The sequence below is a fragment of the Streptomyces sp. NPDC107559 genome (assembly GCF_055657365.1).
In genome coordinates, this window is sequence record NZ_JBVKBD010000013.1 from 102,922 (window position 1) to 123,695 (window position 20,774).

General features: G+C 72.0%; 20 protein-coding genes. 10 read left to right on the forward strand and 10 right to left on the reverse strand.

The features are described from left to right. Window positions 1-168: 168 nt before the first annotated feature. Window positions 169-1,239, forward strand: coding sequence for a P1 family peptidase (locus tag ACZ7OY_RS31480; protein WP_471914569.1), 1,071 nt, complete (start codon window positions 169-171; stop codon window positions 1,237-1,239). Here the strand turns inward: ACZ7OY_RS31480 and ACZ7OY_RS31485 are convergent. Genes ACZ7OY_RS31485 through ACZ7OY_RS31495 form a run of 3 tightly spaced genes read right to left on the reverse strand, consistent with a single transcriptional unit; the run spans window position 1,185 to window position 2,528 of the window. Next, entirely contained in the window at window positions 1,185-1,694 is a 510-nt protein-coding gene (locus ACZ7OY_RS31485) for a hypothetical protein (RefSeq protein ID WP_471914570.1), read from the reverse strand. The genes ACZ7OY_RS31480 and ACZ7OY_RS31485 overlap by 55 nt on opposite strands. A gap of 4 nt (window positions 1,695-1,698) precedes the next feature. After that, entirely contained in the window at window positions 1,699-2,085 is a 387-nt protein-coding gene (locus tag ACZ7OY_RS31490; protein ID WP_471914571.1) for an ArsR/SmtB family transcription factor, read from the reverse strand. Beyond that, on the reverse strand, window positions 2,082-2,528 hold the full coding sequence (locus ACZ7OY_RS31495; RefSeq protein WP_471914572.1) for an SRPBCC domain-containing protein: 447 nt from the start codon (window positions 2,526-2,528) through the stop codon (window positions 2,082-2,084). Before ACZ7OY_RS31495 ends, ACZ7OY_RS31490 begins: the two co-directional genes overlap by 4 nt. A gap of 214 nt (window positions 2,529-2,742) precedes the next feature. Between ACZ7OY_RS31495 and ACZ7OY_RS31500 the strand changes: the two genes are divergently transcribed. Next, a complete protein-coding gene (locus tag ACZ7OY_RS31500; RefSeq protein ID WP_471914573.1) occupies window positions 2,743-3,060 on the forward strand; it encodes a hypothetical protein in 318 nt (105 codons plus the stop codon). Between the two features lie 182 nt (window positions 3,061-3,242). Here the strand turns inward: ACZ7OY_RS31500 and ACZ7OY_RS31505 are convergent, their stop codons facing one another. From ACZ7OY_RS31505 to ACZ7OY_RS31515, 3 genes are all read right to left on the reverse strand, one after another. Then, the gene (locus ACZ7OY_RS31505) at window positions 3,243-4,046 is read right to left on the reverse strand and encodes a hypothetical protein (RefSeq protein ID WP_471914574.1); all 804 of its coding nucleotides are present in this window, start codon (window positions 4,044-4,046) and stop codon (window positions 3,243-3,245) included. After that, complete coding sequence (locus ACZ7OY_RS31510; protein ID WP_471914575.1) at window positions 4,043-5,728, reverse strand: serine/threonine-protein kinase; 1,686 nt, start codon at window positions 5,726-5,728, stop codon at window positions 4,043-4,045. Before ACZ7OY_RS31510 ends, ACZ7OY_RS31505 begins: the two co-directional genes overlap by 4 nt. A gap of 362 nt (window positions 5,729-6,090) precedes the next feature. Further along, window positions 6,091-7,284 carry an ROK family transcriptional regulator gene (locus tag ACZ7OY_RS31515; protein WP_384735841.1) on the reverse strand — a complete coding sequence of 398 codons (1,194 nt, stop codon included), beginning with the start codon at window positions 7,282-7,284 and terminating at the stop codon, window positions 6,091-6,093. Window positions 7,285-7,556: 272 nt separating this feature from the next. Here ACZ7OY_RS31515 and mmsA point away from each other — a divergent pair, with 272 nt between their 5' ends. From mmsA to ACZ7OY_RS31535, 4 genes are all read left to right on the forward strand, one after another. After that, window positions 7,557-9,119 (forward strand): multiple monosaccharide ABC transporter ATP-binding protein, encoded by a 1,563-nt coding sequence (mmsA, locus tag ACZ7OY_RS31520; protein ID WP_471914576.1) that lies wholly within the window; start codon window positions 7,557-7,559, stop codon window positions 9,117-9,119. Further along, window positions 9,116-10,426, forward strand: coding sequence for a multiple monosaccharide ABC transporter permease (gene mmsB / locus ACZ7OY_RS31525; RefSeq protein ID WP_471914577.1), 1,311 nt, complete (start codon window positions 9,116-9,118; stop codon window positions 10,424-10,426). The genes mmsA and mmsB overlap by 4 nt, the downstream gene beginning before the upstream one ends. A gap of 80 nt (window positions 10,427-10,506) precedes the next feature. Then, window positions 10,507-11,613 (forward strand): substrate-binding domain-containing protein, encoded by a 1,107-nt coding sequence (locus tag ACZ7OY_RS31530; protein ID WP_471914578.1) that lies wholly within the window; start codon window positions 10,507-10,509, stop codon window positions 11,611-11,613. A 256-nt stretch (window positions 11,614-11,869) separates the two neighbouring features. Further along, entirely contained in the window at window positions 11,870-13,111 is a 1,242-nt protein-coding gene (locus ACZ7OY_RS31535) for an NAD(P)/FAD-dependent oxidoreductase (RefSeq protein ID WP_471914579.1), read from the forward strand. Between the two features lie 24 nt (window positions 13,112-13,135). Here ACZ7OY_RS31535 and ACZ7OY_RS31540 read toward each other — a convergent pair whose 3' ends face one another. Continuing rightward, window positions 13,136-13,921, reverse strand: coding sequence for a cache domain-containing protein (locus ACZ7OY_RS31540; RefSeq protein WP_471914580.1), 786 nt, complete (start codon window positions 13,919-13,921; stop codon window positions 13,136-13,138). A 33-nt stretch (window positions 13,922-13,954) separates the two neighbouring features. Beyond that, a complete protein-coding gene (locus ACZ7OY_RS31545) occupies window positions 13,955-14,692 on the reverse strand; it encodes a FadR/GntR family transcriptional regulator (RefSeq protein ID WP_471914581.1) in 738 nt (245 codons plus the stop codon). 112 nt (window positions 14,693-14,804) lie between these two features. Between ACZ7OY_RS31545 and ACZ7OY_RS31550 the strand changes: the two genes are divergently transcribed. From ACZ7OY_RS31550 to ACZ7OY_RS31565, 4 genes are all read left to right on the forward strand, one after another. Further along, window positions 14,805-15,944, forward strand: a complete 1,140-nt coding sequence (locus tag ACZ7OY_RS31550; RefSeq protein ID WP_471914582.1) for an ABC transporter ATP-binding protein — start codon at window positions 14,805-14,807, stop codon at window positions 15,942-15,944. A 62-nt stretch (window positions 15,945-16,006) separates the two neighbouring features. Then, window positions 16,007-17,206, forward strand: coding sequence for an ABC transporter substrate-binding protein (locus ACZ7OY_RS31555; RefSeq protein ID WP_471914583.1), 1,200 nt, complete (start codon window positions 16,007-16,009; stop codon window positions 17,204-17,206). 5 nt (window positions 17,207-17,211) lie between these two features. Continuing rightward, window positions 17,212-18,102 carry an ABC transporter permease gene (locus tag ACZ7OY_RS31560; RefSeq protein WP_471914584.1) on the forward strand — a complete coding sequence of 297 codons (891 nt, stop codon included), beginning with the start codon at window positions 17,212-17,214 and terminating at the stop codon, window positions 18,100-18,102. A gap of 11 nt (window positions 18,103-18,113) precedes the next feature. Further along, the gene (locus ACZ7OY_RS31565) at window positions 18,114-18,929 is read left to right on the forward strand and encodes an ABC transporter permease (RefSeq protein ID WP_471914585.1); all 816 of its coding nucleotides are present in this window, start codon (window positions 18,114-18,116) and stop codon (window positions 18,927-18,929) included. A gap of 69 nt (window positions 18,930-18,998) precedes the next feature. On the opposite strand, the gene ACZ7OY_RS31570 is transcribed toward ACZ7OY_RS31565, so the two are convergent. Together ACZ7OY_RS31570 and ACZ7OY_RS31575 are read right to left on the reverse strand one after the other, a co-directional pair. Further along, window positions 18,999-19,928: an ornithine cyclodeaminase family protein gene (locus ACZ7OY_RS31570; protein WP_471914586.1), complete on the reverse strand. Its 930-nt coding sequence runs from the start codon at window positions 19,926-19,928 to the stop codon at window positions 18,999-19,001. After that, window positions 19,925-20,698 (reverse strand): IclR family transcriptional regulator, encoded by a 774-nt coding sequence (locus ACZ7OY_RS31575; RefSeq protein WP_471914587.1) that lies wholly within the window; start codon window positions 20,696-20,698, stop codon window positions 19,925-19,927. Before ACZ7OY_RS31575 ends, ACZ7OY_RS31570 begins: the two co-directional genes overlap by 4 nt. Window positions 20,699-20,774 lie beyond the last annotated feature (76 nt).

A 20,774-nucleotide genomic window follows, 5' to 3' on the forward strand; every position in this document is an offset into this window, starting at 1 on the left:
GGCGCCACGGGACGGGAAGCCGGACGGGCCATTGGACGGGCTGTCGGACGGGACGGATCGTCGGACGGGTCGTCGGAGGGGGCTGTCGGAGGGGCCGTCGGTCGCTCCGTCGGGCGGGGCGCGGGTGCGGGCGGACGCCGGGCCCGGACTGCGGATAACGTGCCGGTCATGTCCGCACCCGTCCCCGCCCCGCCCCCGGCCGCCGCTCCCCGCAGAGCCCGTGAACTCGGCATCGTCGTAGGCGATCTGCCCACCGGGCGGTACAACGCGCTGACGGACGTGCCCGGCATCCGCGTCGGACACACCACGCTGGTGGACCCGCCCCGGGTGCACAGCGGTGTCACGGCGATCGTGCCCGAGGGGGTGGGTCCCGAACGTCCGCTGCCCGCCGGGGTGTTCGCGGGCAACGGCTACGGCAAGCTGCTGGGCACGACACAGATCGCCGAACTCGGCACGATCGAGACCCCGGTGCTGCTCACCTCGACCCTGTCCGCCTTCCGGGTTGCGGACGCCCTGGTCGGCTGGATGCTGGAGCGGCCCGAGGGTGCGGGCGTACGCAGTCTGAACCCGGTGGTGGGCGAGTGCAACGACGGACTCCTGTCCGACATCCGGTCGCGTCCGGTGCGCGAGGAGCACGTCCGGGCCGCACTGGACGGCGCGTCGGGCGGACCGGTCGCCGAGGGGTGCGTGGGGGCGGGCACCGGGTTGACCGCCCTCGGCTTCAAGGCGGGTATCGGCACCTCCTCACGGCGGGTGCGGCCGGCCGGGCGCGAGGCCGCCCTCGGGGTCCTGGTGCAGGCCAACTTCGGTGGCACGCTGCGCGTCCTGGGGCGCACCGTCACCCCCGCCGACGTCGGGATCCCCGCCGTGGACCCCGGCGCCCAGGACGGTTCCTGCATGGTCGTCGTCGCCACCGACGCGCCCCTGGACGCCCGGCAGTTGACGCGGCTGGCCCGGCGCGCCGTCTTCGGGCTCGCCAGGGCGGGAGCCTCGTACGGCCATGGCAGCGGCGACTACGGTCTCGCCTTCGGCACCCGCCCCCTGGGCGCGCCCGCCGGGCCCGCCGTGCTGTCCGACGGCGACCTCGACCCGCTGTTCGCCGGCCTCCTCGACGCAGTGGAGGAGGCCGTCCTCGACTCGCTGCTGACCGCCACCACGACCACGGGCCCGTACGGGGACACCCGTCACCCGCTGCCCGCGGCTCCGTTGCTCGCCCTACTGGGGTCCGCGGTGGTGTGAAGGTCGAGGAGCTGGCGGGTGTGGCCGGGCACGTGGTTCTCGGCGAGGCCGTCGATCAGGCCCGCCAGCGGGACCGGCTGGTCGAGTACGAGGGTGTCGCCGGACATGAGGAAGGCGGGCACCAGCACCGAGGCGGCCCCGGCGTCGAGCCGGTCGGCGATGTCGCACAGCAGTGCCGCCTGGCTGCGGACGTGGTCGATCAGCTCCTCGCGGGTGGCGTGTGCGGCGATGATCCGGTCGAGGTTCCAGGTGTCGAGGCACACCCGGTTGTCGAAGGCGGGCCGGGCGCCCGCGACGACACCCAGGGCGACCGCCGCGACCGAGGCGTCGACGCTGAGGAGATGGGCCAGGATCTGGTCGGCGTTCCAGCCACCGTCGGCCGCGTCGCCGAGGCCGGGCCCGGCCGCCACGTCGAGCAGCCGGTCGTAGGCGTCGCGCAGTGCCGTCGTGTCCACGGGGTCACTTCCCTTCGGTCGGGCCGGGCCGGCCCTGTTCGTGCTCGGCCGCCTCGGCGGCGTCCTTGATGGCGGCCAGCCGCCGGTCCCAGTCGGCCGCCAGCGAGGCCATCCACCGAGCCGTCGTGTCGAGCGCGTCGGGTCGTACCGCGTAGCGCACCTCGCGTCCGACCCGGCCGCCGCGCACCAGCCCGGCGGCGTCCAGCACGGCGAGGTGCTTGACCACGGCCTGGCGCGAGACGGGGAGGTGCTCGGCGAGCGACGTGGCGGTGGCCTGGCCGCGGGCGGCGAGCAGTTCGAGCAGCCGGCGCCGGGTCGGGTCGGCCAGTGCGGCGAGGACGCCGTCGACGGTGTCCTCGGTGCCGCCGGCGCCGGGGCGCTCGGCTGTCACGCGGAGGGTTGTTCGGCGCGAGCCTTCAGCGCGTCGAGCTCCAGCGGCCAGCCCGCGGTGTGGTCCTTGAGGTTCTGGGCGCGCAGCTCCTCGGACCCGGCCAGGGAGGCGAAGCCGCTCTCGACGACGCGCAGCCGCGTCCCGTCGCCCTCCGGGGTGAGAGTGAACTCCACCAGGGTGCTGTTGTCCTCGCGCAGCTCCTCGCCGGGAAAGGCGCTGGTCCAGCGGTACGCCAGGTACGTCGGCGGCTGCACCTTCTCCACCCGCACCGGGAAGTCGCCGTGCTCGGGGTTCTTCGCCACCATCGACTCACCTTCCTTGGCCACGGTGCCGGGCAGGCTCGCCTTGTCGGCCACCCAGAAGCCGGGCTGGGCCACCAGCGACCAGACGCGCTCCAGGGGCGCGGAGATCAGGGTCTCGCGTTCGATCCGGTCCTCGCTCATGAGGGACTCCTCTGTCGTCATCGTCCATGTGTGCAACCCCAGAGTTGCACGTCAGTCGTCGAGGTGCAACCGGAGGGTTGCGTCTGGTGGCGCGCGGAGAGTGGCGCGTGGTTCGCGGGTGCATTCACGGCCGGTTTCGGGGCAGACGCGGGACGCGGGCTCGGCGCGGGCGCAGTCGCCGAGAGCCGGCCGAACCGTCGAAGAGGGAGTCACCGTGACCACGTACGTCATCACCGTCCCCGGCACGTTCCTGCGAGCGGTCCCCCACGGCCTGCGCTCGGGTATCGAACGCAGGCTTCGGCCCTCGGACCCCAGGAACACGGATCTGGGGGAGAACGAGGAGCTGAGTCTGCTGACGGTGGACGAGGGCGGCATGTTCGCCGCCCGGGTCGAGGTCGACGCCGCCGACAGCGCGGGCGCCGAGGCCGAGGCGGTACGGGTGGTCGGGCGGGCCCTGCGGGACAGCGGCCTGACCGAGCAGGACGCGCCGCTGGGCGAGGCGATCGTGACGGGCATCGACAGCGAGCTCTGAACGGCCCACCTGCGGCTGCCGGGGGCCACCCGCGTCGGAGTGTGGCCGTCCCCTTCGGGGTGCGGCCACCTGCGTCGGGTGTGGGCATCCGCGTCGGAGTGTGGCCGTCCGCTTCGGGGTGTGGCCACCTGCGTCGGGTGTGGCCGTGCGCGTCGGAGTGTGGCCGTCCGTTTCTTGTGCGGTCAGGCGCACTCGTACGTGAAGTAGGTGGTGGCGGACGGGCCCCGGCCCGAGGTGCCGCCGGGGGAGAGGACCCGGAGTTCCGCCGTCGCCCGGTAGGTGCCGGTCCCCTGGAACGACCAGCGCAGATGCACCCGCGCCTGGTCCTGTCCCGAGGGCACCGTCTCGCGCAGGACGTCGGAGCGCGTGCCGTCGTTGCGCACCCAGCGGTAGGACAGGGTGCCCGGCCGCCCGTTGGTGGTGATCACACCCACGACGTCCATCGTCCCGTCGCACCCGACGGTCGACGCGAGGGTGGTGACGCTCACCCGTTCCGGCACCACGTCCGGTCCCGAACGCTGCCAGGCCAGGAACGCGATCGCCACGATCAGCACCAGCGCGGGCAGGGCATGGCGGCGCGGGTCCCGTCGTGTGCGGGCGGGGCCGGGCTCGACGGCCGGGAGGGTCGGGGAGGTGCCGGAGGAGCGCCCGGCCGTCGCGTGGGTCACGCCCGGACCGAAGCGCAGGACCGTGCCGTCCACGCGATCGGGGGGCGTTCGGTGAGCGGGCGCGGTCGGGACGGTCGCGTCGTCGAGGAGCGTGCCGTCCGCCGCGGGCCGCTGGATCCAGTGGCTGCCCAGTTCGGTCGCGCTGTACTCGGCCGGGGCACCCGGTCCGCCGCGCGTGTCCGGCCGACCCGGCGCGCCCGGTCGGCCCGGTGTGCCCGGCGGACCCGGTGGGTCCGGTATGCCGCCCGTGCCGTGAGCGGCGGTGGTGAACGGGGCCTCGGAGTGTGCGGGCCGGGTGCGGTCGTCGTCCGGAGTCATCGCAGGCTGCACCCTCTCGTCAGAAGCTGCTGCGAAGCGCCGCCGTCGGCGGACGCGGGCTTGGTGGTGGCCTGTACGGCCCAGTAGCAGCCGCCGCCCTGGAACGTGTGGTCGACGCCGATCGTGTACTGCGTCGCACCGCTGCGCTCGAAGGTCTGCGACGCGCCGTCCGGGGTGCCGAGCTGACCGCTCGTGGCGCCGGTGTACCAGGAGACCACCAGGGTCAGGGGCCCGGTGCCGTCCGTGGTGACGGTGACCGTGGCGGTGCCCGTGGTGGGACCCGTCTGGCGGAACCCGGAGAGGGTGACCGCCTTCACGGCCGGTGCGGCGGGCGCCGAGGGCGAGGCGGGCGCGCTGGGGGTGGCGGACACCGTGGGCGGTGCGGCCGTCGGGGTGGCCGTCGCCGGACCGGTCGGCGGGTCCACCGGCGGCGGGCTCGAAGCGGACGTCGCCGACGGACCGCCGGGGGCGGCGCTCTCGCTCCCCGACGGTGAGGGACCGGGCGTCCCGGAGGGGTCGGCCGACCCGGACGGGACGGCCGACGCACCGGCGGCGGGCGTCGCTCCGGGATCCGTTCCGGGCCCCGCACTGGTCGTGGCCCAGGCTCCGGTGGCCCGCTCGCCCGCCGGAGCGCCGCCGAACGGTACGCCGCGGGCCAGCAGGACGAGCAGGAGCGCGACGGCGGCGGAGACGAGGACGCCCGGGAGCGTGGGCCGCCACACGTGTCCTCGCCCGGTGCCACGGCCCGGCGCACGCAACCAGCTCCGCCGCAGCACGGTGCGGGCGGTGTCCGTGGTGGACAGCCGTCCGGTACGGGCCGACGGACGCAGCAGCGCCAGCAGGGCCACGAGCGCGGCGAGCCGGCTGCGGCCGCGCTCCTCCCAGTCCGGGCCGTAGGCGCGGACGGCGGCCGCCTCCAGTTCGCCGACGAAGGTTTCGGCGTCGGCGGGCCGCTGCGCGGCCGACTTGGCCAGGCCCTGGCGGACCAGTGACTGCACGGACTCGGGGACCTCGTCGAAGGGGACGGGCGCGTCGAGGTGGCGCAGTGCGAGTTCGGCGAGGTTGTCGCCGGCGTACGGCTTGCGGCCCGTCAGGCATTCGAAGAAGGTCGCCGTGGCCGCGTACACGTCACCGGCGGGGGAGGCGGGGGCGCCGGTCCACTGTTCCGGAGCCATGTAGGAGGGCGTCCCGGCCACACCGGCGCTCTCGCCCGTGCTCACCGCGATGCCGAAGTCGACCAGTTTCGACGCGCCGTCCGGCAGGACCAGGACGTTCTCCGGCTTGTAGTCGCGGTGGACCACGCCGATCCGGTGCGCGTCGGCCAGGCCGAGCAGCGATCCCTTGAGGACGACGAGCGCGGCCTCGGGTGTGAGCGGTCCCTCCCGCTTGAGCAGGGACCGCAGGGAGACCCCGTCCACCAGTTCCATCACGATGGCGGCACCGTCGGGGCTCTCGACGTACTCGTACAGCCCGGTGACGTGCGGGCTGTCCAGACCGGCCAGCAGCCGGGCCTCCGCCCGGAAGCCGCTGACGAAGCCGGGGCGGGTGTACAGCGACTCGCTGAGGTACTTCACCGCGACCGCGATGCCGGTGTCCCGGTGCACGGCCAGCACGACGCGGCCGCTGGCGCCGGAGCCGAGCTCCAGCGACTCGGTGTAACCGGGACCCGTCCATGCGCTCATCCGTATCCCCCCAGGACCCGTCGTGGCCCGGCGCATCACCGCTTCGGATGTCCCCGGCCACGGGATGACAGACACCGCTGCGGCCGCTGCGGTTGCGGCGAAGCTGTGTGTGTCGCGCACGTATCGGCGGTGCCCCCGGGAGGCGGGGACGGCGGGAGGCGGGGACGGCGGGGGGAGGGGACGGCGGGACGGGCGACGGCGAGGCGGGCGACGGCGAGGCGGGCGACGGCGAGGCGGGCGACGGCGAGGCGGGCGTCCGGAGCCCCGGTGCCCGCCTCGCCACCGACCGGTCCCGGCAGCCTTCGTCCCGGCCGCCCCGTCCGCGCTGCCCTCGGCCCCGGCCGTCCCCGCTTCGGCCGCGCTCAGTTCGACAGCAGGGCCGACAGCTGGGGGGAGTACGTCGCGTGCAGGACCAGCGCGGCGCTGCCCACGACCGCGGCGTCCGTGCCCAGCGGGGAGGCGGCGACCTCCACTGTGCGGATGTGCCGGGCCAGCGGTCTGCTCGCCAGCGCCGAGGCCACGATGTCCAGGTAGCGCGACTCCACGTGCTGGATGCCGTGACCGCCCAGGATGATCAGATCCACGTCGATGAAGTTGGCGATGGTGACCGCCACCGTGGCGACGTGACCCGCGGCCTCGTCCACGACCTCCGTCGCGACGGGGTCGCCGGCCCCCGCCGCGAGCTGGATCGCGGCATGGTCGACGGAGGCGGGATCCCGTGCGAACGATTGCGAGAGCGTACTGTCGGCGCGCGGCCCGGCGGCGAGCCTGCGGTGTACCTCGGCGACGATCGCGGAGGGGTTGACCAGGCGCTCCAGGCAGCCCCGGTTGCCGCAGTAGCACTCCGGCCCGTCGGTCAGCACGGAGGAGTGGCCGAATTCGCCGGCGTTGAACGAACCTCCTCTGTACACCTGGTGATTGAGGATCAGGCCGCCGCCGATGCCGGTGCCGAGGTAGAGGTAGGCGAAGTTCGCCACCCCCTTGCCGAGGCCGGACCAGCGCTCGCCGATCGCCGCGGCGGTGGCGTCGTTGTCCAGCGTGACCGGCAGGCCGGTGGCCTCGCTCAGCATGCTTTGCAGGGGCACCCGGGTCCAGTGCACGAGCTGAGGGGGCGTGACGATCACGCCGAGCTCCTGGTCGATCGGCCCAGGTGTGGCCAGGCCGAGCCCGAGCACCTTCTCGCGGGGCACCTTCGCCTCGTCGAGCACGTCGGCGACCAGTTCGGCCATGGCCGACACGACACGGGCCGGGTCGGTGCGGGCGGGGGTGGGGCGCCGCTGGACGACCAGCGGGCGGCCCAGCAGGTCGACCACGGCACAGGTGAGCTCGACCGGGTCGAAGGCGAGTCCGACGGCACTGCCCGCGTCGGCGTTGACCCGCAGGGTGGTGCGGGGCTTGCCGCCGCTGGCGACCCGGCTGGCCCCGTCCTCCCGCACGATCCCCTCGTCGAGCAGTCGGCGCACGATGCCGGAGACCGTCTGCGGGGTGAGGCCGGTCTGCTGGGCGATCTCGACCCGGCTGATGCCGTCCGCGAGCTGGATCTGGTCGAGGACCACCGCTCTGTTGTATCGCCCGACCTTGGGGAGGTTTGTTCCTGCTTGCCGCACGCATCGTCCTCTCATGTTCCAGCTCGTCGACGATACCGCCGCGGGGGCCGTTGACTTAGTAAAACAAATGGATTTAAAGTCCGGTCCCGCAGCAGAAACCAGCAGGACCTGGAGGCACGAGGCAGTGCCATCGGAGGCAAGTTGATGTCCACGCAATGTCGCATCCCGCTACGCCGGGACCCGCGCGCTCGTCGCGGTCTCCGCGGCGCGGGGTCCGGCTCATGACCCGGCCCCCGACCCTTCTGGAGATGCGGTCGATCACCAAGACGTTCCCGGGCGTGAGGGCTCTCGCGGACGTCAGCCTGGTGGTCGCCGAGGGGGAGATCCACGCGATCTGCGGCGAGAACGGCGCCGGCAAGTCCACCCTCATGAAGGTCCTCAGCGGCGTGCACCCGCACGGCAGCTACACGGGCGACATCGTCTACCGGGGCGAGAACGTCCAGTTCAACGACATCCGCGCCAGCGAACAGGCCGGCATCGTCATCATCCACCAGGAACTGGCGCTGGTCCCCGGCATGTCGATCACCGAGAACCTCTTTCTCGGCAACGAACCGCGCAGGCGCGGCTCGATCGACTGGAAGACCGCGCAGCGCCGGGCCCTGGAACTGATGGAGCAGGTCGGGCTGCACGAGGACCCGGACACGCTGATCAAGGACATCGGCGTCGGCAAGCAGCAACTCGTGGAGATAGCCAAGGCGTTCGCCAAGGACGTGAAGCTGCTCATCCTCGACGAGCCGACCGCGGCCCTCAACGAGGCGGACTCGCAGCATCTGCTGGACCTGCTGCGCGGCTTCCGGGAGCGGGGCATCACCTCGATCATCATCTCCCACAAGCTCAACGAGATCGAGGCGATCGCCGACACCATCACCATCCTGCGGGACGGCCGGACGATCGAGAGCCTGGACGTCCGTGCCGACGGCGTCAACGAGGACCGCATCGTGCGCGGCATGGTGGGCCGGGAGCTCAACAGCCGGTTCCCCGACCACACGCCCGACATCGGCGAGGTGTTCTTCGAGGTCCGCGACTGGACGGTGAAGCACCCGAGTTCGGAGGACCGGCTCGTGTGCAAGGGGTCCGGTTTCACCGTACGGCGCGGTGAGATCGTCGGCTTCGCCGGACTGATGGGCGCCGGGCGCACCGAACTCGCGATGAGCCTGTTCGGCCGCTCCTACGGCCACTACGTCTTCGGGCAGGTCTTCAAGGACGGCCGGGAGATCCAGCTGAAGTCGGTGCCGGACGCCATCGGGCACGGACTCGCGTACGTCAGCGAGGACCGCAAGTCGATCGGCCTGAACCTGCTGGACGACATCAAGACCTCGATGGTGGCCGCCAAGCTGTCGAAGATCGCCCGCCGCCGGGTCGTCGATCCGGTGCGCGAGCACAGCGTCGCCGAGGAGTACCGCCAGAGCCTGCGGATCAAGACGCCCAGCATCGACGAGGGCGTGGTGAAGCTCTCCGGCGGCAACCAGCAGAAGGTGGTCCTGGCGAAGTGGATGTTCACCGATCCCGACCTGCTGATCCTCGACGAGCCGACCCGCGGGATCGACGTGGGCGCCAAGTACGAGATCTACGGGATCATCCAGCGCCTGGTCGACCAGGGCAAGGGCGTCATCGTCATCTCCTCCGAACTGCCCGAGCTCATCGGACTGTGCGACCGCATCTACACGGTGTTCGAAGGCGCCATCACAGGTGAGGTGACCCGGCAGGACGCGAACCCGGAACTTCTGATGAAGAAGATGACCTCTCTCCCGAAGACCTCTCTCACGAAGACAGCGACCCCATGAGCCGCATCACAGACCTGCAGAAGAACCTCTTCGGAGGTACGACCTCCAACGCCCGCCAGTTCGGCATGATCTCCACGCTCGTGGCGATCGTCCTGCTGTTCCAGATCTGGACCGGTGGGCTGACCCTGACCTCCGGCAACCTCATCGCCGTGGTCAGCCAGTACTCCTACATCCTGATCCTGGCCATCGGCATGCTGATGGTGATCGTGGCCGGCCACATCGACCTCTCCGTGGGTTCGGTCGCCGCGTTCACCGGCATCGTGGTCGCCAAGGCCATGCAGGAGTACTCCATACCGTGGCCCCTGGGCATCGTGCTCGGCCTGCTCGTCGGCGCGGTGATCGGCGCCTGGCAGGGATTCTGGGTCGCCTACGTGGGGGTGCCGGCGTTCATCGTCACCCTGGCCGGCATGCTGCTGTTCCGCGGCGGCAACCAGTACATCGGCAACGCCGACACGGTGCCCGTGCCCCTCGGATTCCGTGACATCGGCGCCGGGTTCCTGCCCGAGGTCGGTCCGGACACCGGCTACAACAACCTGACCCTGCTGCTCGGCCTCGCCGCCTGCCTGGGCGTGGTCTGGCGGGAGTTCAAGGCACGGCAGACCCGGCGCGAGATGAAGGCCGAAGCCGCTCCGCTGTGGGTGGCCGGGATCCGGCTGGCCGTGATGCTGGGTGTCATCATCTTCGCGACGCTGCGCTTCGCCGGCGGCCGCATCGGCACCAGCGTGCCGATCTCCGGCATCATCCTGATCGTCCTGGTGCTCGCCTACTCGTACTACACGCGCAACACCATCGGCGGCCGGCACATCTACGCCGTCGGCGGCAACGCCCGCGCGGCCGAGCTGTCCGGTGTGAAGCTCAAGCGGGTCAACTTCCTCGTCATGACGAACATGTCGGTCCTCGCCGCACTGGCAGGCATGATCTTCGTGGCGCGGTCCGCCGCCTCCGGCCCGCAGGACGGACTGAGCTGGGAGCTCGACGCCATCGCGGCCGTCTTCATCGGCGGCGCGGCGGTCTCCGGCGGCCTCGGCACCATCAGCGGCTCCATCGTCGGTGGTCTCGTCATGGCCCTGCTCAACAACGGACTCCAACTCGAGGGCGTCGGCTCCGACATGGTCCAGATCATCAAGGGCCTGGTCCTGCTGCTCGCCGTCGCGTTCGACGTGTACAGCAAGAAGCAGGGGCGCTTCTCGGTCCTCGGAGCCCTGGCCCGCCCCTTCCAGCGCGACCAGGCGGACACCCCCGCCGATCCGTCGAAGCCGGTCACCGACGCCGACAGCGACACCGACAAGGCACAGGTCGCAGGCTGAACGCCGAGTCCCCACCCCGTACGCCGTCTCCCACGGCGTTCCACTCACCCCGTACCACCGCAAGAAAGGCTCATCCCACCATGCGCAGAGGCATCATCAGAGGCATCGCCGCCGTCGGCGCCGTCGCACTGCTCGGCCTGGGCACCGCGTGCTCCAACGAGCGCGAGGGTTCCACCTCGGACAAGGGCGCCGCCGCCAAGGGATTCGCGAAGGACTCCCTCGTCGGGGTCGCGCTGCCCGCGAAGACCTCGGAGAACTGGGTGCTCGCCGGTGACCTGTTCACCAACGGCCTCAAGGACGCCGGCTTCAAGGCGGACGTGCAGTACGCGGGCGCCTCGACCACGGTCGCCGACCAGCAGGCGCAGATCTCCTCGATGGTCACCAAGGGCGCGAAGGTCATCGTGATCGGCGCGACCGACGCCTCGCAGCTCTCCACCCAGGTGGCCGCCGCCAAGCAGGCGGGCGCGACCGTCATCGCCTACGACCGCCTCATCACCAACACGCCCGACCTCGACTACTACATCGCGTTCGACAACTACAAGGTCGGCCAGCTCCAGGGCCAGGCCCTGATCGACGGCATGAAGGCGAAGAAGCCGAAGGGCCCCTGGACGATCGAGCTGTTCTCCGGCTCGCCGGACGACAACAACTCCAAGGTCTTCTTCGACGGCGCGATGAACGTGCTGCAGCCCATGATCGACAAGGGCGACATCGTTGTCGGCTCGGGCCAGAAGGACATCAAGCAGACCGCGATCCAGGGCTGGAAGGCGGAGAACGCCCAGTCGCGCATGGACGGGCTGCTGACCTCGACCTACGGTTCCAAGAAGCTGGACGGCGTCCTGTCGCCGAACGACACCCTCGCCCGCGCGATCATCACCTCGGTCAAGGGCGCCGGCAAGCCGGTCCCGGTCGTCACCGGTCAGGACTCCGAGGTCGAGTCGGTGAAGTCCATCATGGCCGGTGAGCAGTACTCGACCATCAACAAGGACACCCGCAAGCTCGTCGCCGAGACCATCAACATGGTCAAGTCCCTCCAGAAGGGCGACAAGCCGCAGATCAACGACACCAAGTCGTACAACAACGGCTCCAAGGTCATCCCGTCGTACCTCCTCCCGCCGGTCATCGTGACCAAGGAGAACGCGGCCGAGGCCTACGCCAACGACCCCAAGCTGTCCCCCCTCACCAAGTAGGACGGCCCGCCCACGCCGCTGCCCCGCACCCGGAATCCCGGGCGCGGGGCAGCGGCGCTCCGGCGTCCCGCCCGGCCGGCGGCGTGCTCCGTCGCGCGGACGGACATATCCGGTCAGCGTGGCCCGCATCCGGCGGGGCGGTCCGGCGGGAAGATCGGTCGAGGAGGCCGCGCGGGAGGCGTGCGCGGCGGCCGGCGCGGGCCCGGGACGGCCGCGGCGCCGGATCCCACGGTCCCGTCGAGCGAGGAGAGTGCCCATGACCGCCACCCGCGGCGTACCGGATGTGCTGGTGGTCGGCGGCGGCCCGGCCGGCCTCGCCTGCGCCCGCGACCTGCTGGCGAGCGGATTCGCCGTCACGCTCCTGGAGGCGTCCGACGAGGTCGGCGGCCGGATGCGCTCCGACCGGTACGAGGGCTTCGTCGTCGACCGCGGCTTCCAGGTCTTCAACACCTCCTACCCGCAGGTGCGCCGCAGGCTCGCGCTGCGCGCACTGCGGCTGAGACCCTTCACCCCCGGCGTCCTGGTGCACACGGACGACGGACCGCTGCGCTTCGCCGACCCCACCCGCCGCCCCCGCGACCTGGGCGGCCTGCGTCCCGGACGCCTCGCGGGACCGCGCGACCTGCTCGCCCTGGGCGCGCTCTCGGCCCGCGACCTGCTCGCCCCCGTACGGCTGCTCAAGCGCGGTGAGGACCGCACCACCCGGACCGCGCTGGCGGCGGCCGGCTTCTCCGAGGAGTTCGTAGAGCGGTTCTTCCGCCCCTTCCTCTCCGGCGTCTTCCTGGAGGACGAACTGGAGACCTCCGCACGCTTCTTCCACCTCGTCTGGCGCAGCATGCTGCGCGGCACCCTCTGTCTGCCGGGGGAGGGGATCGGCGCGGTGCCGCGACTGCTCGCGGACGCGCTGCCCGCGGGGACCGTACGCCCGGAGACGGCGGTGGCCGCTCTGACGGACGACGGCGTCGAACTGGTCACGGGGGCCGAACTCCCGGCCCGCGCCGTGGTGGTGGCCACCGGCCCCGGCCCGGCCGCCGTGCTGCTGCCGGCGCTCGACGTGCCGGCGTACCGCGTGGTGACGACGTATTACCACGTCGGCGCGCGCTCCCCGCTCGCCGAGCCCACGCTCCTCACCGACACCCGCAGACGGTTCCTGAACACCTGTGTCCTGACCGAGGTCGTACCCGGGTACGCGCCCGCCGGCGCCGCCCTGATCGCCACCTCGGTGCTCGGCGAGGACACCGCGGGCCGCGAGCGCGCGGTCCGCGCGGCGATCGGTGACGCGTACGGCGCGGACAGCGATGCCTGGGACCTGCTGACGTCGCGCACCGTGCGCGACGCGCTGCCGGTCATGACACCCCCGCAGCCGCTCGGCCGCACGGCCCGATTCGCTCCCGGGCGGTACGTGTGCGGTGACCACCGGGCCACCGGGTCCGTCCAGGGAGCCCTGGCGTCGGGAGCGCGCGCGGCCCGCGAGGTGGCCCGGGATCTGGGCCGGTAGGCGGCCGGGGACGGGCGCGTTCGGTCAGGCGGTGGGCGTGACCAGCAGCAGCGAGGTCTCCCCGCAGGGGAAGAGGGCCAGTCCGTCCTGCGTCGTGGGCAGGGCCGCACCGGCGTGCAGCGCGGCGAAGTCGAACTCCTTGGTGAGCGAGCCGACCAGATGGTGCGGGTCGGTCGAGGCCGCCACCCGTCCGCGCGCGTTGACCAGCCTGGCCGGTGCGGGCAGGCGCCGCAGCAGCGGGGCGACGGTCGCCTCGAAGTGCCGCAGGTACACGTCCGCGGCGGCGACTCCCGCGAAGCGGCCTTCGCAGACGACCGGCAGGGAGAACGTGAGGCTGTACTCGTCCGAGCAGAGATAGTCGACGTAGGGGCCGGCGACGATACGACGGCCGGTGTCGCGCGGGTGCGCGTACCACTCCCAGTGCGTGTAGTCGGCGTAGGGCGAGTCGGAGCCCTCCAGGTCGAGCAGCAGTGGCGCGACCTGTCCGGCGGCGTCGGCCTGCCACCACTCCAACAGGGTGTCGGTGTCCGCCAGCAGACCGGGGGCGGCGACGAACCCGAGCCCGGAGACCAGACCGCCCTGCCGCAGACGGCTGGTCAGATGAGGCCGGAGCCCGGCGAGATCCGCCGAGAGGGGACGGCGGCCCTCGGCGGCGACCGCGGCCAGCCGTGCCGTGCACAGTGCCCGGGTCTGCGCGACCGTGTCGAAGACCCGCTCCACCACGTCACGGACGGCGTCGGAGAGGTCGTCGAGGACCGCCCGGTCGATCCCGGTCCCGGCCGGGGTCGTGGCGCGGAGGCCGCTGACCATAAGAGTCCTCCCCGGGCCGCAGCCTCGTCGCCGTCACAGTGCCCGCAGGCGCAGCTCCACCAGGCGGGCCACGGAGGCCCGGACGCACTCCTCCATCAGGGCACGCGCCTGGTCGCCCGCGCCATTCTGCAGGGCGCAGATTACGTCATGGTGACGACGCGTGACATCTTCCGCATAGGAGTTGTCGGCGAGGACCAGACACATCAGGGCACCGGCCTCGGCCTGGAGCGAGACGGCCGCCCGGGTCAGCCGCGCCGACTGGGCCGCCGCGGCCGCCTCGACATGGAACCGGCCGTAGATCCTCGCCCGTTCCGCGGGTTCGCGGGCCTGGCGCAGGGCCTGGAGCGAGCGCTGCATCGGTACGAGGTCGCCGGGCTCGGTGCGCTGCGCCGCCAGGTGGGCCGCGGCCCCCGAGACGGCCGCCCAGTGGTCACCCAGGTCGCGCAGTTCCTCGGTGCTCCAGTCGGCCAGCTGCTCGTGCAGCCGCTCCACGGGCGGCGCGGCGGGCAGCGTCACGAAGCTGCCGCCGCCGCGGCCCCGCCGGGTGGTGAGCAGGCCGCGGGTCCTGAGGGTGACGAGTGCCTCGCGCAGGGTCACGGTCGAGACGCCGAGCAGCGAGGCCAGTTCGAGCTCCCCGGGCAGCTGCTCGCCGTCCTCCAGCAGGCCGAGCTCGATGGCGTTGCCCAGCCGCCGGACGACGACGTCGACCCGCGCCTGCGATTCCACGGGCACGAAGACAGCCCTGCGCGCTCCATGTGTCTCCTGCTGCACAGCCACCACCCCTAACCACTTGGATCACTCTTTACCCTAACGAGCCCTTGAGTTTTGAACTATGACTTCATATGTTTCGGTCCAACGCTCGACCACGCAGAAAGGTTCCCGTATGGGAAGCAACGCCATCCGGCTCCGGGGCGTACGCAAGTCCTTCGGTCAGACGGAGGTCGTCTCCGGGGTCGACCTCCGGATCGCGGACGGGGAGTTCTTCTCCCTGCTCGGCCCTTCCGGTTCGGGCAAGACCACCGTCCTGCGCATGATCGCCGGATTCGAGGAGCCCACCGGCGGCGTCATCGAGCTCGCCGGGCAGGACGTCACCCGCCGCGCCCCGTTCGAGCGGGACGTCCACACCGTCTTCCAGGACTACGCCCTGTTCCCGCACATGACCGTGCTGGAGAACGTCGCCTACGGCCTGAAGGTCCGCAAGGTCGCCAAGGCCGAGCGCATGGTGCGGGCGCGCAAGGCCCTCGCCGAGGTCCGCCTCGACGGCTTCGGCGACCGGCGCCCCGCCCAGCTCTCCGGCGGCCAGCGCCAGCGTGTCGCCCTGGCCCGCGCCCTCGTCGGCCGCCCCCGGGTGCTGCTGCTCGACGAACCCCTCGGCGCCCTCGACCTCAAGCTGCGCGAGCAGATGCAGACCGAACTGAAGGCGATCCAGCGGGAGGTCGGCATCACCTTCGTGTTCGTCACCCACGACCAGGAGGAGGCGCTGACGATGAGCGACCGCATCGCCGTCTTCCACCAGGGCGGCATCGAACAGGTCGGCACCCCGGCCGAGATCTACGAACGGCCCGCGACGCCCTTCGTCGCCTCGTTCGTCGGCACCTCGAACCTGCTGGAGGGGGACGCGGCCCGGCAGATCGTCGGCGCCCCCGGCACCTACAGCATCCGCCCCGAGAAGATACGGGTCCTCGCCGCGGACGCTGCCGCCGGTGCGGTTGGGACCGGTGCGGTTGGGACCGGTGCGGCCGGGACCGGTGGGGCCGGGACCGGTGGGGCCGGGACCGGTGCGGCCGACGACTTCGCAGGCACCGGTGCCGCCGAGCTCTCCTCGGCCGTAGGAACCGTCGCCGAGGTCGTCTACCTGGGCGACGCGACCCGCCTCCTCGTCGACCTCGACGTCGGCGGCCGCCTCACCGCCGTCCAGCAGAACCTCGACACCTCCTCCGAGGACGTCGCCGCCTACCGCGGCAGCCGCGTCCGCCTCCAGTGGCGCCGCAGTCACGCCTTCCAGCTCCCCGACCGGCACTGACCTCCGGCACCGACCGGCTCCCACCTTTCAGCCCTCCCAGCCCTCCCAGCACGGAGAACCTCATGCGTCTCAACCGCACCCTCCGGGCCGCTGCCGCGGCCGCGGTCCTCCTCACGGCCGCCGCCTGCGGTTCCTCCGGATCCGGCGGAGGCTCCGCCGCCACCGGATTCAACCCGCCCGACCTCAAGGCACCCTCGAAGCTCGGCAAGACCGAGGGCCAGGTCAACCTGATCGCCTGGGCCGGGTACGTCGAGGACGGCTCCAACGACCCCAAGACGGACTGGGTCAGCGACTTCGAGAAGCAGACCGGCTGCCAGGTCAACTCCAAGGTCGCCGCCAGCTCCGACGAGATGGTCAAGCTGATGAAGACCGGCGAGTACGACGCCGTGTCCGCCTCGGGCGACGCCTCCCTGCGCCTGATCGCCTCCGGCGACGCCGCACCCGTGAACACCGACCTCGTGCCCAGCTACAAGGACGTCTTCAGCGGCCTGAAGCAGCAGGCCTGGAACTCCGTGAAGGGCAAGGCCTACGGCATCCCGCACGGCCGCGGCGCCAACCTGCTGATGTACAACACCGACAAGGTGAAGCCCGCGCCCACCTCCTGGTCCGCCGTCTTCGACGACGCCTCCCGCTACAAGGGCCACGTCACCGCGTACGACTCGCCGATCTACATAGCCGACGCGGCCCTGTACCTCAAGGCCACCCGCCCGGAGCTGAAGATCAAGGACCCGTACGCGCTGGACCAGAAGCAGTTCGACGCCGCCGTGGACCTCCTCAAGAAGCAGAACGCCGACGTCGGCGAGTACTGGAGCGACTACCTCAAGGAGATCTCCGCCTTCAAGAGCGGCGACTCCGTCGTCGGCACCACCTGGCAGGTCATCGCCAACCTCGCGACCGACGAGGGCGCCAAGGTCAAGGCCTTCGTCCCCACCGAGGGTTCGACCGGCTGGTCCGACACCTGGATGGTGTCCGCCAAGGCCAAGCACCCCAACTGCGCCTACAAGTGGCTCGACTGGATCGTCTCCCCGAAGGTCAACGCCCAGGTCGCCGAGTACTTCGGCGAGGCGCCGGCCAACTCCGAGGCCTGCGCCGAGACCAGCGACAAGAACTGGTGCGCCACCTACCACGCCGGTGACGAGACGTACTGGAAGAACATCGCCTTCTGGAACACGCCCATCCAGCAGTGCCTGGACGGACGCACCGACGTCAAGTGCGTGCCCTACGCCAAGTGGGTCCAGGCCTGGACCGAGATCAAGGGCTGATCGAGATGACCTCTGCTGTGCAGGCCGCCGGACGTTCCCCCGTCCGGCGGCTCGCCGGGGCCCTGCACCGGCGCCCCCGGCTCCGGCTGTCGCTGCTGCTGACCGCACCGCTGCTGTGGCTGGCCGTGCTCTATCTCGGCTCGCTGGCCGTGCTGTTCGTCTCCGCGTTCTGGACCACGGACTCCTTCACCTCCCAGGTCGTCCGGGTCTGGTCGACCGACAACTTCCACACGCTGTTCACCACGCCCGTGTTCCGTCAGGTGATCCTGCGCAGCATCGGCGTCGCGCTCGCGGTCACCGTCCTGTGCGCGGTGATCGCCTTCCCGCTCGCCTTCTACACCGCCCGCATCGCCGCACCGAGATGGCGCCCGCTGCTGGTGGTGGCCATCCTCACCCCGCTGTGGGCCAGTTACCTCGTCAAGGTCTACGCCTGGCGGCTGATCCTCTCCGAGGGCGGCCTGGCGGACTGGATCCTGAAGCCGTTCGGCCTCGCGGGCCCCGGCTTCGGACTCCCGGCGGCCGTACTGACGTTGACGTACCTCTGGCTGCCTTACATGATCCTGCCGATCCACACGGCCCTGGAGCAGCTGCCCGCGAACCTCCTGGACGCCTCGGCGGACCTGGGCGCCAGGGCGGGGCGCACCTTCCGGTCGGTGGTGCTGCCGATGGTGCTGCCCTCGGTCGCCGCCGGCTCGGTCTTCACCTTCTCGCTCAGCCTCGGCGACTACATCACCGTGCAGATCGTCGGCGGCAAGACGCAGCTGATCGGCAACCTCGTCTACTCCAACATCGAGCTCAACCTGCCCATGGCCGCGGCCCTCAGCACGGTCCCCGTCGTCGTCATCGTGGTGTACCTGCTCGCCATGCGCCGCACCGGCGCGCTGAGCAGCCTCTAGAGGAGCCCGTCGTGCAACTCTCCCGTACCGCGCGCGTCGCGCTGCGCGTCGCCGCCGGGTTCGGCTTCGCCGTGATCTACCTGCCGTTGCTGCTCGTCCTCGTCAACTCCCTCAACCCGGAGCGCAGTTCGAGCTGGCCGCCGCCCGGCCTCACCTTCCACTGGTGGTCCGTGGCCTGGGCCAACGACGGTGCCCGCGCGGCACTCTGGGTCTCCGTCAAGGCGGGACTCGGAGCCACCGGAATCGCGCTGCTGCTCGGCACGCTGATCGCCTTCGCCGTCAGCCGCCACCGCTTCTTCGGCCGCGACGCCGTCTCGTTCGTCGTAGTGCTGCCCATCGCGCTGCCCGGCATCGTCACGGGCATCGCCCTGAACTCGGCGTTCAGCACGGTCCTGGAGCCGCTCGGGGTCGGCCTCGGCATGTTCACCGTGATCGTCGGCCATGCCACCTTCTGCATCGTCGTCGTCTTCAACAACGTCGTGGCCCGGCTGCGCCGCACCTCCGGCTCGTACGAGGAGGCGGCGATGGACCTGGGCGCCGACACCTTCCGCGCCTTCGCCGACGTGACCTTCCCGATGATGCGCTCGGCGCTGGTGGCCGGCGGACTGCTCGCCTTCGCGCTCTCCTTCGACGAGATCGTGGTGACCACCTTCACCGCCGGGCCGGGCATCGAGACCCTGCCCATCTGGATCTTCAACAACATGACCCGTCCCCAGCAGGCGCCCGTGGTGAACGTGGTGGCGGCCGTCCTGGTGCTGCTCTCCGTCATCCCCATCTACGTCGCCCAGCGGCTGTCCGCCGACACGGCGACCGGCAGCAGGATCTGACCGCGGACCCCGGCGGACGCCACCCGTCCGCCGGGACCGCGCCGGGCACCGGCCCGGCGTGCGTTTTCGCTAGCCGGTGAAGCGGCCCGTCGCCACACCGTGCACCACGTGGGCGGCGGCCACGTCCAGGGCCGCGTGGCCGGTGGACTTGAAGACGGTGAGGAGGTCGGGGTGGCGGCGGCCGGGGGCCTCGCCGGCCAGGACGGAACCGAGGAGGGTGACGGCACGGCCCGGCGGCAGGTCCTGCAACTCGTGGGCGCCGGAGGGCGGCGCCGTCGCCGCGGCACCGGTCCACTCGGCGAAGAGCGCCGCGTCGGCGACGGTGGCGGCGTCGAGCTCGGGCCCGTGGGAGCCGCCGACGGAGCTCACGTGCGTGCCCGGGGCCAGCCAGTCGCGGTGCAGCACCGGACGCGTCGCGCCCGTGCAGCAGTACACCGTCGCCGCCGTGCGCACGGCCGCCTCGATGCCGTCGGCCGCACGGCCCGCGGGGTGCAGGCCGGCCACGGTGCGGGCCGCCGCGAGATCGCGGCCCGCGACGGTGACGGGCTCGGCCGGCCGCAGCGCGGCCAGCAGCGCGACCTGGGCCCGGGCCTGTGCACCGGTGCCGACGACCACGACGGGACCCGGCCGGGCCAGTGCCAGGGCGCTGTGCGTGGCGGCCGCCGCGGTCCGCCAGGCCGTGACCGGCTCCGCGTCCATGACGGCCAGGGGCCTGCCGTCCTCGGCGTCGAAGAGGGCCACGATGCCCTGGTGGCTGCTGCGGCCCGGGTGTTCGGGGTCGGCGAACACCGACACGAGCTTCGCCGCCAGGCCCAGCCCCGGCACGTACCCGGGCATGGCGCCGAGCAGCCCGCTCGGCGCGAACGCGGCGATCCGGGGCGGCGCGGACGCCCGGCCGTGGGCCACGGCGACCAGGGCCTCGGACACGGCGGCCATCAGCCGGTGCGGGTCGAGGGCCGCCGCGGTGGCGGCCCCGTCGAGGACGAGCAGGTCGGTCACGCGTCGGCTCCCGTGTTCGTTCCGGACAGCAGGCCGCAGAGGGTGTCCACCGCCGAGGCGAGCTGGTCGCGCAGCCGCCGCATCCGGGTCTCGTCGATCTCGGCGTCCGGTCCGACGACGGTGAGGGCGCAGACCGGCGATCCGGGGACCGGGACCACGGCCCGGCTCACGGAGGCCACGAACTGTTCGTTGCGGCCGTGTTCGACGGCGAACCCGGACGCCTCGGCCCGCTCGATGTCGGCGAGCAGGCCTGCCGGGCCCGTCAGGGGGTGCCCCTGCGCACGGGCCGCTTCCAGGTAGGGGCGGCGGGCCTCCTGGGGCAGCGCGGCCACCAGGGCGAGCGGACCGGCGAACCGGTGCACGGGCAGGGCCTCGCCGTGCAGCGTGCTGATCATCGCCAGCCGGTCCGGGCGGATCACGTCCACCACCCGGGAGCCGTCGTTCTCCAGGACCTGGAGGTTGACCATCAGACCGGTGCCCGCGGAAAGCTCCTCGAGCACCGGCCGGGCCAGCGTGGTGAGCGAGTTGTGCGCGGCCCGGGACGACAGACGCAGGACGGCGGTGCCGGGCAGATAGCGGTCGTCGGCGCGCAGCACCCAGCCGCGGCGGACCAGGTCCACGAGGATCCGGTACGCGGTGGCCCGGTGCAGATCGACCTCGTCCGCGAGATCGGTGAGCCGAGGGGGCGTGTCGGCGCGCGAGACGGCCTCGATCAGATCCAGCGCCTTGTCCACGGCCGTACGCGTCGCCTTCTGCGGCACTTCTGGCATCGAAACCCTTCCGGATGTGCGGGCGGACCGTCCTGGCGGGGCGTGTCCTCCGCCCGGCCGCGGAGGTAGAGTAGCG

Excerpts from the sequence above, each read along its gene's own strand:
- ACZ7OY_RS31480 (WP_471914569.1), top strand. The coding sequence starts at position 169 with ATGTCCGCACCCGTCCCCGCCCCGCCCCCGGCCGCCGCTCCCCGCAGA.
- ACZ7OY_RS31495 (WP_471914572.1), bottom strand. The coding sequence starts at position 2,528 with ATGAGCGAGGACCGGATCGAACGCGAGACCCTGATCTCCGCGCCCCTG.
- ACZ7OY_RS31505 (WP_471914574.1), bottom strand. The coding sequence starts at position 4,046 with ATGACTCCGGACGACGACCGCACCCGGCCCGCACACTCCGAGGCCCCG.
- ACZ7OY_RS31510 (WP_471914575.1), bottom strand. The coding sequence starts at position 5,728 with ATGAGCGCATGGACGGGTCCCGGTTACACCGAGTCGCTGGAGCTCGGC.
- mmsA (WP_471914576.1), top strand. The coding sequence starts at position 7,557 with ATGACCCGGCCCCCGACCCTTCTGGAGATGCGGTCGATCACCAAGACG.
- mmsB (WP_471914577.1), top strand. The coding sequence starts at position 9,116 with ATGAGCCGCATCACAGACCTGCAGAAGAACCTCTTCGGAGGTACGACC.
- ACZ7OY_RS31530 (WP_471914578.1), top strand. The coding sequence starts at position 10,507 with ATGCGCAGAGGCATCATCAGAGGCATCGCCGCCGTCGGCGCCGTCGCA.
- ACZ7OY_RS31535 (WP_471914579.1), top strand. The coding sequence starts at position 11,870 with ATGACCGCCACCCGCGGCGTACCGGATGTGCTGGTGGTCGGCGGCGGC.
- ACZ7OY_RS31540 (WP_471914580.1), bottom strand. The coding sequence starts at position 13,921 with ATGGTCAGCGGCCTCCGCGCCACGACCCCGGCCGGGACCGGGATCGAC.
- ACZ7OY_RS31550 (WP_471914582.1), top strand. The coding sequence starts at position 14,805 with ATGGGAAGCAACGCCATCCGGCTCCGGGGCGTACGCAAGTCCTTCGGT.
- ACZ7OY_RS31555 (WP_471914583.1), top strand. The coding sequence starts at position 16,007 with ATGCGTCTCAACCGCACCCTCCGGGCCGCTGCCGCGGCCGCGGTCCTC.
- ACZ7OY_RS31560 (WP_471914584.1), top strand. The coding sequence starts at position 17,212 with ATGACCTCTGCTGTGCAGGCCGCCGGACGTTCCCCCGTCCGGCGGCTC.
- ACZ7OY_RS31575 (WP_471914587.1), bottom strand. The coding sequence starts at position 20,698 with ATGCCAGAAGTGCCGCAGAAGGCGACGCGTACGGCCGTGGACAAGGCG.